The organism is Rhodococcus sp. 27YEA6, assembly GCF_044908235.1.
In the GTDB taxonomy this organism is placed as follows: Bacteria; Actinomycetota; Actinomycetes; order Mycobacteriales; family Mycobacteriaceae; genus Rhodococcus_F; species Rhodococcus_F qingshengii.
Genome location: NZ_JBIYCY010000042.1, coordinates 1 through 11,911 on the forward strand (window position 1 = coordinate 1; position 11,911 = coordinate 11,911).

The 11,911-nt window shown below is 63.3% G+C and carries 10 protein-coding genes and 1 pseudogene; 2 read left to right on the forward strand and 9 right to left on the reverse strand.

All coding sequences use genetic code 11. The annotated features are described in order from the left end of the window. The 3 genes and pseudogenes from ABH939_RS32630 to ABH939_RS32640 all read right to left on the reverse strand — a co-directional run. Positions 1 to 317: pseudogene (locus ABH939_RS32630) on the reverse strand (HNH endonuclease); the annotation flags it as partial. A 59-nt stretch (positions 318 to 376) separates the two neighbouring features. Then, the gene (locus ABH939_RS32635) at positions 377 to 1,231 is read right to left on the reverse strand and encodes an alpha/beta fold hydrolase (RefSeq protein ID WP_404650724.1); all 855 of its coding nucleotides are present in this window, start codon (positions 1,229 to 1,231) and stop codon (positions 377 to 379) included. Further along, the gene (locus ABH939_RS32640; protein ID WP_230359246.1) at positions 1,228 to 1,812 is read right to left on the reverse strand and encodes a TetR/AcrR family transcriptional regulator; all 585 of its coding nucleotides are present in this window, start codon (positions 1,810 to 1,812) and stop codon (positions 1,228 to 1,230) included. Before ABH939_RS32640 ends, ABH939_RS32635 begins: the two co-directional genes overlap by 4 nt. A 116-nt stretch (positions 1,813 to 1,928) precedes the next feature. Between ABH939_RS32640 and ABH939_RS32645 the strand changes: the two genes are divergently transcribed. Next, the gene (locus ABH939_RS32645; RefSeq protein ID WP_404650725.1) at positions 1,929 to 3,362 is read left to right on the forward strand and encodes an amidase; all 1,434 of its coding nucleotides are present in this window, start codon (positions 1,929 to 1,931) and stop codon (positions 3,360 to 3,362) included. On the opposite strand, the gene ABH939_RS32650 is transcribed toward ABH939_RS32645, so the two are convergent. From ABH939_RS32650 to ABH939_RS32665, 4 genes are read right to left on the reverse strand one after another with little or no spacing between them, the layout of a single operon-like run. Beyond that, positions 3,359 to 3,994, reverse strand: a complete 636-nt coding sequence (locus ABH939_RS32650; RefSeq protein ID WP_007730217.1) for a DUF5701 family protein — start codon at positions 3,992 to 3,994, stop codon at positions 3,359 to 3,361. The genes ABH939_RS32645 and ABH939_RS32650 overlap by 4 nt on opposite strands. A gap of 10 nt (positions 3,995 to 4,004) precedes the next feature. Then, positions 4,005 to 4,649 (reverse strand): TetR/AcrR family transcriptional regulator, encoded by a 645-nt coding sequence (locus ABH939_RS32655; RefSeq protein WP_054826732.1) that lies wholly within the window; start codon positions 4,647 to 4,649, stop codon positions 4,005 to 4,007. Next, on the reverse strand, positions 4,637 to 4,900 hold the full coding sequence (locus ABH939_RS32660) for a hypothetical protein (RefSeq protein ID WP_007730221.1): 264 nt from the start codon (positions 4,898 to 4,900) through the stop codon (positions 4,637 to 4,639). Before ABH939_RS32660 ends, ABH939_RS32655 begins: the two co-directional genes overlap by 13 nt. Then, a complete protein-coding gene (locus ABH939_RS32665; protein WP_231782683.1) occupies positions 4,897 to 5,331 on the reverse strand; it encodes a hypothetical protein in 435 nt (144 codons plus the stop codon). The genes ABH939_RS32660 and ABH939_RS32665 overlap by 4 nt, the downstream gene beginning before the upstream one ends. A 140-nt stretch (positions 5,332 to 5,471) precedes the next feature. Here ABH939_RS32665 and ABH939_RS32670 point away from each other — a divergent pair, with 140 nt between their 5' ends. Next, the gene (locus ABH939_RS32670) at positions 5,472 to 6,800 is read left to right on the forward strand and encodes a diacylglycerol/lipid kinase family protein (RefSeq protein WP_404650726.1); all 1,329 of its coding nucleotides are present in this window, start codon (positions 5,472 to 5,474) and stop codon (positions 6,798 to 6,800) included. Here the strand turns inward: ABH939_RS32670 and ABH939_RS32675 are convergent. Together ABH939_RS32675 and ABH939_RS32680 are read right to left on the reverse strand one after the other, a co-directional pair. Continuing rightward, positions 6,781 to 8,166: an FAD-binding oxidoreductase gene (locus ABH939_RS32675; RefSeq protein WP_030536206.1), complete on the reverse strand. Its 1,386-nt coding sequence runs from the start codon at positions 8,164 to 8,166 to the stop codon at positions 6,781 to 6,783. The genes ABH939_RS32670 and ABH939_RS32675 overlap by 20 nt on opposite strands. Before the next feature lie 118 nt (positions 8,167 to 8,284). After that, complete coding sequence (locus tag ABH939_RS32680; protein WP_404650727.1) at positions 8,285 to 11,680, reverse strand: BTAD domain-containing putative transcriptional regulator; 3,396 nt, start codon at positions 11,678 to 11,680, stop codon at positions 8,285 to 8,287. Positions 11,681 to 11,911 lie beyond the last annotated feature (231 nt).

Below are 11,911 nucleotides of genomic sequence, written 5' to 3' on the forward strand. Positions count from 1 at the left end.
TCCCCGCCATCGAAGCCTGCCGCCACCGCCGGAAATGGCCGCAAAGCTGCACCCAGGGCGGCGATCTTCTTCCCGTCCCGAACCTGCAGCATCGTGTTCGCCGCCAACCAGGACCCCACTCCGCGGCTGGCAATCACGTGATCATCCGGGCGCAACGACAACTCGTCCACCACCGCAACACGCACAGCTTCGAGGCGCAGAATCTCCGCACTCGCCGACACCGCAGCAGCGCGCAACTCTGCAGCAGACAACTGCCACAACCGTCCGCGTAACCCCACCGCAGAACCAGACACCACGTCCGACAACAAGACACTCATTGAATCCCCCGATCCCCTCCCCAAAGGATACTCGAACACGCGTTCGAGTCAAGAGGGAATTAGGCGAGGGCGCGAAGGAGTGGAGTGGGGTCGGCGACGACGAACAGATGGCCGCCTCCGTTGATCTCTTCGAAGCGAGAGTCGGGAATCAACGAGTGTGCCCAGCGGGCTACTTCGATGGGTACGTTTCCGTCGTCGGTTCCGTGTAGGAAAACCGTTGGTACCGAGATTGATTGGAAGAGTCCAGGCACCTCGTGGCGATACCGAGCCAAGTCGACAACCCCTGCCGATCCGCCCTGTGCGATCCCTTCGGATGAATCCAACTGGAGAGCGGGGCGATGTATCTCGTTGGTCATGACGGCCTGATCGGCGGCCGGCCAGATCGAGACGGAGTCGCTGCGTAGCTTGGAGAACACTCCGGTTCCCGCGAGCATTGCGCCGGCCACGCGGGGAGCCCAGTTGGCGGCAAAGTACAATGCAGATACCAGTTTTATTCTGCGTCGCAAAGTATCTCGCGGTGCCCCGGGGATCATGGCGCACGCCAGCACCAGTTTCGAGACTCGTTCGGGAACGGCTGCAGCGACTGCGAGCGCGTAACCGCCGCCTCCGGAGAAACCCATCAGTGTGGCCGAGCCCAACTCGAGGTGATCGACCAGGGTGACGAAGTCGTCGTCCCAGGAATGAAATCCCTTGTCCGTGTACGGATCCGTGCGTCCGAAGCCGGGTCGGTCGGGGACTATCAGCCGTATGCCTGCCGTCGTAGCCGCGTTGTGGAGTGAGAGCCCTTCGTACCGGCTGCCAGGTGATCCGTGGGCCACGACTACCGGCTGGCCAGTCGGATCGCCGTACTCGCAGAATGCGATACGACGCCCCGGGGCGTCGCGAATTTCGGTTGTGGTCACGCTGCTCGTCATGATGTGGTTCCTTGCTGCGCGATCGACGCCACACCGTCCAGGATGAGGGCGACTCCGAACTCGAACCTTCGGGTGGGATCGTGATGAAGTGCGAACACCGATGCCTCGCGTCGATCGGCAGGTGCGCTGTCGAAAGCGCCGCGTCCCAATTGAATTGCGACGTGTCCGGTGACGAAATCATGCAGCGCGCCGTATGCGTACGTGGCCTGCTCGTCCTCGAGGCCTGCCAAGGAAAGGGCGCTCACGACTCGGTGGGCGGTATCGTCGGCCCCGGGTGCTTCCAGTGATGCCTGCCGATGGGCTTCCAGGACCAGGGGATGGCGCATCAGGAGGTCGTGGAGGCCGTAGGCGAACGTGCGGGCAACCCCGCGCCAGTCGGTCGGCCAGTCGATCGACGAGACGGCTTCGCCTACGAGAGTCGAGATCAGATCTCGCCTCAAGGCGTCGATGCCGCCGGTTGTGCGGTGGACGGACATCGGCGATATGCCGAGTCGTTCGGCGAGCACTCGAAATGACACCGCATCCAGGCCGTCCGTATCGGCGATCTCTGCCGCGGCATCAAGAATCTGTCTGTGACTCAATGCTTTTGGTCGACCAGCCCTTGCAGAGCTGGTGGATTCGGATACCATGCTGACAACAATAGCGATACGCGTATCGAAATTACAAGTGTCCATCGACCTCCAAGGAGCGCTGCCCGATGACCGATCTCCATCAACTGTCTGCCGTCGAACTTGCCGGTGTGATCGCCGCCAAACAGGTCTCGATTCCCGAAGTCACCAGGTACTTCGTCGACCGTGCGACCACTTCCGATGACGTCGGCGCCTTCACGACGATCGCCGGGGAGCACGCAGTCGCCCTCGCCGAACAAGCGCAGCGCAGGTTGGACGAGCGGGACGCCGGGCCACTTCCGCGTCTGTTCGGCGTTCCGACGGCAATCAAAGACCTCGACGCAACGCGCGGCATTCGCACGACCTTCGGATCGGCGCTCTTTCGCGACTTCGTGCCGGACGCTGACGACGAGATCGTCGAGGCGATCCGAGAAGGTGGGTTGATCGACATCGGTAAGACGACGGTGCCCGAGTTCGGGGCAGCCTGTTACACCGAGCCGGAAGTCGCTCCGCCTGCTCGCAGCCCGTTCGATCGCACGCGGAGTGCCGCCGGCAGCAGTGGCGGCGCTGCTGCCGCCGTCGGCGCTGGTCTGGTGCCGTTTGCACAGGGAAGTGACACCGCCGGTTCGTTGCGTTCGCCGGCAAGTACGTGCGGAGTCGTTGGCCTCAAGCCGAGCCGCGGTTTGATCACGATGGGCGTGGCGGGGCATGACAACTTCGGATTTGCGAGCAAGGGGCCGATCGCCCGGACAGTTCGCGATACCGCTGCGCTGCTGGACGTTCTGGCGACGCGACCCGGCGCCGGAACTATCCACCCGCCTCGGCCGAAGTCGTTCGAAGAGTTCGTCGTACAGGCTGGGGGAGTTCAGGCCCGCCCCTTGACCGTCGCTCTTGCTCACGGATCGGTCTCCGGCGGAGCTGTGGATGCGCAGCTCTCGGCTGCTGTATCGAAGGTTGGGTCTGTGCTGGAGGGTTTGGGCCACAACGTGTTCGAGCGACCGCAGGCTCGCGATGACATTTTCATCGATGCTTTCGTCAAGATGTTCTCGTCTTTGGCGGGAACCAAGCCGATCCCGGAGGAGTACGAACACCTTCTGCGTCCGATAGTGCAACACTTGCGAGTTCAAGCAAACGAGGTGCCTTCGGGTGAGCTGGCCGCGGCAATCGGAATTGTTCAGGCCTGGGCGCGACGATGGAGTCTCGACTACGCCGACGCCGACCTTGTTGTCACTCCGACTGTGACGAAGCCGCCGCTTGCGATCGGGGAGTTGCGCAACGACGAAGACCCCGCGACCGAACTGATCGACATGGTCGCTTTCACCGGAAACACCGTCGTCGCCAATGCAACCGGTTTCCCGTCGATCAGTCTGCCACTCGGTTGGACGGAAGACGGCGTTCCACTCGGCATCATGATCTCGGCGAAATGGGGTTGCGACGCGGAATTACTTTCTGCCGCTGCAATGCTCGAGGCCGAGATGCCGTGGAAGGATCGGTACCGATTCGACCGCGCAACCGTGCTCTAGTTCGGGAGCGGTACCCGGTCGCTCGCCGATGCGAACCCCAACCACGTGTGGCGGTTACCCCACCAGCACCACCCGACTTTCGGGGCGTTGCGGTTGTCTTTGCCGTCGCGACCGGTTCCGTTGCTGATCCACACGGCGGGAGTTCTGGTGTCGAAGGATCCGTCAGGTTTGCGCAGTCGGGAGCCGATGGTCATGAAACACTTTCCGCGTTCGAGAATGTCGGGGCGCTGCAACAGCCAGTGGATGCCTTCGGTAAGCGTCAGCGGCGTACGGTCTGCGTCGACGATTGCGGGCAATGCTTCGTCCGGGCTCCAGTTGGCCAGGTGATCCCCGCGGTCGACTCCACTGAGCAGATGTAATGGGCTTTCGGGCAGCGTTGCCTGCTCGGTGGGGGCGAACAGATCGACGTCCGCCATGTCGACAACTATGAATCCGCGCTTGTTCTCGAGCTCGAGCAGCGGAGTCAGAACTGAAGCCGGAGCCAGTTTTTCGTGCACGGTGAGTAGTCCGACATCACCGTGCCCGGTTGCGGCCTCCCTGACATCGCCGGCAGAAAGTCCAGCCATCTCGTGAACACCGAGTTCGATCAATCGCTCGGCCTGCTGATCGATGGGCGGGAGGTCGAAATGCATACCTGCGATCCTACCGATCGTGAGCAGAGCGATCGGAGGGTTCGGCCGCGAGGGAAGTCGGCCACGCAACGCCCAACGCGCGCATGATGAACGGGACGGTGGTCGCGACGACGGCGTCCACTCGGTCGCCGGCCATGAGCATCGGGCGTCGGCTTTCCACGCAGGCGAGGATGAGTTGCGCGGATGCGGCAGCATCGGAATCGACAAAGACACCGGCGTCGACACCTTCCTGAACGAGCTGTTCGACCAGAACCGACAGCGGGACAATATGTTCGAGGAAAATTTCGCGATCCTGCGCTGACAACAATTCGACCAACGCGATTCCTGTGAATCGTTGCAGTGAGAACTCGACGAGTGTCAGTTTGACGAGGATTTCGAGTCGGTCCACAGGATTCTCGCGGTCCGCGAGTTCACGCTCGGCCAGGAGTAGGAATCTATCCATCTCGCGTGTGGACCAGGCGAGCAGTAACGCGGATTTGTCGGGGAAGTAGTTGTACACCGCTGTCCGCGAGACGCCGGCCGCCTGGGCCACGGTCTGCAGCTTCACGTTTTGCCAACCCTGCTCGTGAAGTTCGCGAATGAATGCGTCCAACATGGCTTCTCGGGTGGCGATTTTGTGCTCTGCGGTCGTCGCACCACCGGTCAACTTCGGCATGGTCGATCCTCCTGGGTCTGATTGACGGTCACGGGGAGGTCGAACAGGTCCGCAACAAGGCGCGGATCACCTTGCCACATCGAGACGGGTGCGAGCATCATCTGCTGCGCGATCGAGCGTACGGATCGGCAGACCTCTTGTTCTTCGGCGAGTGTGAGCGTCGTGCGTTTGCGCAATCGCTCCATCTCCGCGGTAGTGAGATCAGTGATCCATTCCTCGGCCGCAAGCGAGAGGGGTGAATCCGGTGTCACGACCGATCCAACTCGGCACTGGAGAACCGCGAAGTCATCACGGACAGCGTGATGACGGCGACGACCGAGACGGCGTGTGCCACCGCCAGCCAGAGCGACTCGGGTGCATGTTTGTTAAGGGTGGGCGCCATCAGCATGGCCATGAGGAGGGCGAGACTCGACAACATCGCGGGACCGTTGGGGCGGCCGACAAGCAGGCCGACCAGAAGAACGAGCGCGACGACGCTGCACGCCACATCTACAGGCGGGTACGTGGCCGGAACGATTCCGCTGACAGTGTCGGTGAAGTTCAGCCCGATCGACACCAACTGTGCGAGACCTGTCGCGCCGGCCAACCAGGCCGTCCAACGTAGTCCGTGGAGTCCGGCTTTCCGAATGCCGGTCAGGGTTCCTTCGGCGGATTCCCACGCCTCGGACGTCGGTGTTGTCACGGCTACTCCTTTTTATGACGAGGTGTCGTCATAAAGTAGCAGTGCGTGATCGCGAGATTCTTGCCGGTAGGTGACTGGCCTGCTTCGAAGGGATAGCGTCGAAGTACCGGCCGAAATGACAATCGCGGGGAGGTGGCTCGATGACGACCTCTGCCCACACGGATCGGCCCTCGTCGAAACAGAGTTGGTTGGCGCGCGCAGCCTTCGCGGCCCTGGTTCTTGCAGTCGCGGTGCTCCTGATCTTCGCCGGACTGAAAACCTTGACCATGCTGATCCTGGGAATCGGTGGGGTGGTCGTGTGCCTCGTAGCCGTGTACTGGTTTCTGACCACCCGCGGATTCCTCCGCTGGCTCTCGTTGGCCGTGGCGGTTCTGACGCCGATCGTGGTGCTCACCTTCCTGGTCCGAGAACGCCTCCTGTGGGTGGTGCTCCTTGCGATCGGGTTGTTCGTCGTAGCCGGTATCTTCGCTCGCACCGCCTTGGAGGGGGAGGAGAAGGAATTGCCGGTTGTCGAGCGAACTGCACCGCCGCCCGTCAAACCGTTCTTCGTGATGAACCCGAACTCCGGCGGTGGCAAGGTCGAGAAGTTCGACTTGAAACGCAAGGCCGAGGAACGGGGGGCCACGGTCGCACTGCTCGAGGGGCCCGAGAAGATCGACGTGACGGCCTTGGCCAGGCAGGCGGTCGCGGACGGCGCCGACCTACTCGGTGTTGCCGGTGGCGACGGAACGCAGGCACTGGTTGCTGCTGTCGCGGCCGAACACGACCTGCCCTTCCTCGTCGTCAGTGCGGGAACGCGCAACCACTTCGCCGCGGATCTGGGGCTCGATCTCGAGGATCCGTCACGGTGCCTCGACGCGCTCGTCGACGGCGTCGAGGTCACGGTGGATCTGGGAAACGTCGGCGGTCGAACTTTCGTCAACAACGCATCGTTCGGGGCGTACGCCGAGGTAGTCCAGAGTCCGGAGTACCGCGATGCCAAGACCAGCACCTTCTTGCAGATGCTCCCGGATCTCCTCGCCGGACGTGCCGGAGCGGTGCTGACCGCGCGCTCCCCGAGCGTGTCCGCGGTGGGTCCACAGGCTGTGCTGGTCAGCAACGGCCCGTACGAGATGAACGACCTGGCGGGGCTCGGTCATCGGCCGCGATTGGACAGGGGCACTCTCGGAATCGTCGCGATCTCCGTCAGCAGTGCCCGTCAGGCCATCGGGTTGCTCCATAGGGCGCATCAACACGGTCTGGCTCAGGGCACCGGATTCGAGGTGATCGTCGACGCCGACACCGACGAGATTCCGGTCGGCGTCGACGGCGAGGCGCTGGTGATGCCAACTCCGGTCAGATGCACGGTCAGTCCGCAGGCGCTGAGGGTCAGAGTCCCCCGAGATCGACCGGGCATCCGTCGCCCCCGGCACGCCTGGGATCTGGTCCGGTTGCGAGAGTTGGCGAAGTTCAGGCGATCCGGCGCATGACCTGACCGACGGCCAGGACTCCCTGCGGATCATGCGTGTCCGCCAAAGCGCTCAGCCAGTGAGCGGTGTCCTCGTCGTAGGTGCGGGCGATCTTCTCCGGGTCGACGCTCGGCGCGAAGTTGGGCAGTGCATGCCCGTTCGTCCATGGCGCCATCGTTCGTCCGAGAGTCTCGGCGTGCGGGACTACCGCGTCGACCATCGGTGGGGCAAGAACTCCGACGGTGAACAGCGAGAAGGCAGCGTCACGATGGCAGAAGGCGCTGCGGTGCTCAGGTTCCCGTGCGAGGGCGCCCCCGAGGAGACGTAATTCGACGACGGTTTGGGGTGAACCGGATCCGGGGCCGGCAGCGGCGAGCAGTGCGTCGACGGCCTCGTGTGACAGCTCGTTGGTCAATGCCGTGGATTCGTGCGTCGGCATCGGGTCGACGGGATCGGCGTGCACTGCCCCGAGGGCGGCATAAGGCAGCACACCGACTGCGTCGATCAAGGGTGTTGCGATTGAACGGATTCGGTCGATCAGTGACTTGGCATCGGATTCCTCGGCAAGACTTGCGAATCTGACCGCGACGGTGAGCCTGCCGGCCAGCGGTGGCGGAACCTGTGGAAGGGGTGGAAGTTGCAGAAAGGCAAGAGAGGTCGAGCTGTGCTCAGGCAGGTCGGCGCCCCAGTCCAGCCAGGCGTGCGCGACCGCACTTGCATCTGCGCCGTCGAAATAGAGTGCACCGCCGTAGAAGTGGGTGACCGGTAGTAGGTCGATCTCGATGGCTGTGACAATGCCCAGTGTGGCCTTGCCGCCGCGCAGTCCCCAGAACAATTCGGCATGTTCGTCGGGGGTGACATGAATGAGTTCGCCACTGCCGGTGACGATGTCGAACGAACGAACGTGATCCGACGACAGCCCGTACGTGCGCACCATCGGGCCGATGCCGGCGCCGGTGAGGAAGCCGGCGACTCCGACCGTGGGTGAAGAACCTGCCAGTGGCGCCAAGCCGTGGGGTGCGGCAGCGTCGATGACGTCCTGCCAGATCAAGCCCGCGCCGATTCGGGCAGTGCGGTTTTCGGGGTCGACGACGCACTCCGTGAGCCTGCCGGTGTGGACGAGGAGAACGTCACTGCCGAGAGGGACCGCGCCGTGGCCGGTGCGCTGAACACCGACGCGCAGACCCAACTTCGCCGCGAATCGCACCGTTGCGACAATGTCTTGCGCGCTCTCGACTGCCACCACAGCGCCAGGCGCGACGGGAACCGCTGCATTCCACGGAATCGCCAACTCGTATCCCGTTTCGCCAGGCAGGGAAACGGAGCCGGTCACCTCTGCGCGCAGTGATTCGACCGCGGCGTCGAGCGTGGGGGTCTGAAGGTTCATGGTCTTCCTTTCCTCATCCGTCTTTCGGTCAAGGGAAGGATGTCCGAACAGGCTTGGGTGGTTCTTGACGTATGTATCCCGAGCGGATCCAAGTTTTATCCAAGCGCATTCTCGCAGTTCAGGGCCATGTCGATCGCGCTCGTTCAGCTACGCCCCGCATGCCGAGTGTCTCCGATTCGGCCGCCACTTCCGTCAGCTCCCGTTCACGTTCGGCGGACGGCTCTCGGAGCTGCGCCCGAAGCAGTCGACAGCGCAGCAGTGTTGGTGCTCCGCCGGAGCCAGTTGCGATCTTCTCGGCCTGATCCAGGAGAGTCGATGCCTGCTCGACGTGACCGAGAAGCGCGTGCAGACGCGCGGAGGCTTCGGCAACCGAGCCCAGTTCACCGACATGGCCTACCGTTGCGATGCAGCCGGTGTGTGGCGAGAGAAGGCCGATGAAGGTGTCGGCGTATTCGACCAGTTCCAGATCTGCCACGACGCGTGCAAGTAGTGTCTGGTGTCCCAATGTCGTCCACGTCTGTGGCCCGCGATTGATCAGCCACTTCTTGATGCCTTCGGAAGTGGCGTCGCGCTCGCCTCGGGCGGCGTCGATGGCGATGTTCCACGAATCAGGTTCCACGACACCGGGATCAGATTCTGCCAACGCACCTCGCTCCCACTCCAGAGTGTTGAACGCCAGATCTGCGCTGCCAGCCGTGTACAACTCCGTTTGCAGATGGATCTGCCTGGCCGTCTCGTACTGCCGGCGGGCTTGCGCGAAGTCTCCGTACCATTCGGCGAGAGTTGCTTCCATCCAACGTAATTGGACCCGAACCACCGGGAGTCTCAGTAGCTCGCAGCCGATGATCCCCTGCCTGACGTGTTTGACGGCAGCATCGACATTGGCCAGATTCATCTCCGTCATGCTCGCGACGGCGTGTGCGACGACGCTGTCGACACGCGATTGTTGGTGCGGCAGTTCGAAAAGCTCGCGCAGTAGGCGCATGGACTCCGCGCTGTGCACCGCGACTCCGGAGAAAAGCAGAATCCGTCCGAGCAGCGCGTCCGCGATCACATCCGGATCGTCGAGTTCGCGGGCGATGTCGAGAGCACGGGCGCTCCATCGATTCGGGATCTCGGCTTCGGGGTGGTAGCAACTTCCCACCGCCAGCGCAGCAAGAACCCGTGCGTGAGCTGACCTGTCGTTCTCGACCAAGGGCTCGACCGCCGCGAGCCGTTCGAGCAGTGGTCCCGGATCGGTACCGTAGGAAACCCACGGCCACGCACCGGCGGCCCGAAGTAATGCGCCTGCCAATCGTCCGACGGCGGAGGTTCGCCCCTCCCGAACAGCCTCGAGGAGACCGGCATTGACGACGTCGAGAACTGTCTGCCCTCGACCTGCGCGGGCGAGGGCCTCGACTCTGGCCACCAGCAGGTCGTCCCGATCGTCAGCGGATTGCTGGGACACCGGAAGTAAGTCGAACGCGCGGACAGCTGCCTCCCACCACTCGGCCGCGGTCTCCGAACTCCACCGATCGGTCGCATCCTGAGCTGCAGCCGTGCATGCCTCCAGAACGACGAGTGGATCGACCAGGGGAAGTGCCGACATCAGATGTTGCGCGCGGCGGCTCAGCCGGTCCGGATCGGAGGAATTTTCGAGCACTTCGGCAACTCGGGCATGTATCCGCTGGCGACGAAGCGTGGGTATCGCTTCGAGGACTTCGTCTCGGAGAAGGCCGTGAGCAAAGACGTAACCGCCGTTTGCCGAGTCCGCGACGATGATTCGTTCATCAGCAGCCGCGTCGAGATGGTCGGCGAGAGTGTCGACATCGAGACGGGTGGCTGCGGCCAGTGTGTACACCTCGATGGCGTCGCCGATAACTGCGGCAACCCGAAGAGCGTGCAACACTGCCGGTTCCACTGCGGCAAGCCGTCGACCGAGGACAGATCGAACGGCGACGGGGATGCCGTCGCCCAGTCGCTCGTTCCGGGGAAGCCTGGCGTACTCCGAGACGAACAGCGGGTTGCCGCCGGTTCGTTCCGCCAGGGTTCGCGCCTCCGCGTCGTCGAGCGTGTCCCCGGAGACGCACCTTGCGAGTGTTGCAACCTCGCCCTGCGCGAGCGCCGGCACAATCATGGTTCGGTTTCCTTCGCCGTGGAGTACGGCTTCCTCGAACTTGCGCACTGCCGGCCCGACTTCCGAGTCTCGGAGCGTCGACACGAACCAGACTCTGGCACTGGTCATTGCGCCGACCAGGTAGGTCAGACAACGAAGGGACGTGGGATCGGCCCATTGAATGTCGTCGATGACGACGGTCAACAGTGCATCTTTCGCCGCAGCTTCGATGGTGGTGCGAACCCGTTCGTAGACGGCAAATCTCGCTTCGTCCGGATCGATGTCCGTCGGCGGCGTCAGTACGAAATCGGCGTCGGCTCCGAGTTCCCGAACCAGTCGGCGGATCGGCCACCACGGCGGCGTTCCGTCGTCCTCCGGGCAACGTGCCCAGACGGTGGCTCCTCGAATGGACGTTGTTCTCGACGAACACTCCTCGGCGAATCGTGTCTTGCCGATGCCGGCGGGGCCGGTCAAGATCAACCAGCGAGGTGAGCCACGGCGAACGTCGTCGAGCATCTTGTCGGCGACAATCGTCTGAGCGTCGCGCCCGACGAACAAGCGTGAGGAATCCGTCTCGGGCATCGCTGCTACGGCTGGGGGAGAAGCCGGGACCGACACTTGTTCGGCCCCCGTCCATCCCGGAGTGCGCGGCCAGGCGGCCAGGCCGGGTTCGTGGCGCAGGATCGCGCCTTGCAATGCTGTCAGCTCCCCGCCGGGCTCCAGTCCCAGCTCGGCGTCGAGCCGAGACGCGTGTAATCGAAACTGTTCCAACGCTTCCGGTGACCTGCCCGCCCGATGCAGGGCAACCATTCGCAGCCAGCAGGTCCGGTCGCGGAACGGGTACTCGCCACAGAGTTGAGCAGCTTCGACCAGCGCGGGTGCCAGGCGCCCGAGAGCCAGAAGCGCCGTTATCCGGGTCTCCCGGCACTCGGTCCGCACTTCCTCGAAGGCTGCGGCTTCCACCTCCACCCAGTGCGCGTCGGTCAGGTCGTCCAGAAGCTGCCCCCGGACCGAGGCGAGGGCACGGTCAGCGGTCGTCAAAGCCTCCTGCCACCGTTCGTTCTCAGCGTGTTGTCGCGCCGTTTCGGCGTCGTCGAGAAACACCGACAGATCGACGTCTGCCGGAGCGACCTCGAGGACATAGCCAGGCGATTGACGCACTATCGGTGACGCCGTACCGGTTTCGACGCGTAGCGCTCGGCGCAGGTTGGAGATATACGCCTGGATGCTTGCCATCGCACTCGCCGGTGCGTCGTCGTGCCAGAGAGCATCGATCAGCCGGTCGGTGGAGACGACGCGACCACGGTTGAGCAGTAGAACGGCAAGGACCGTTCGTTGTTTTCGAGGGCCCAGATCGATCACGTCGCTCGTCGCCGGACCCCGTGCGACCTCCAACGGCCCGAGCAGTCGATAGATCATCCGTTTCCCCTCGTACCTGCGGACGCAGGACGGTTCGATTCTAAGGAGCGAAATTCATACATGCAGGACAAAACGGTCAACTAGTTCTCGTCAACATCTGCTCGGATTCCTCGGAAAGAGTCTGGTTGACGCCGGTAGTGCGCAGCGTCGCCGCACAGACCAACGCACCGAGAGCTGCGATGAAGGCTGCGACAAACAGTGCCAACCGAAGTCCACCGACAAAGTCGTCCG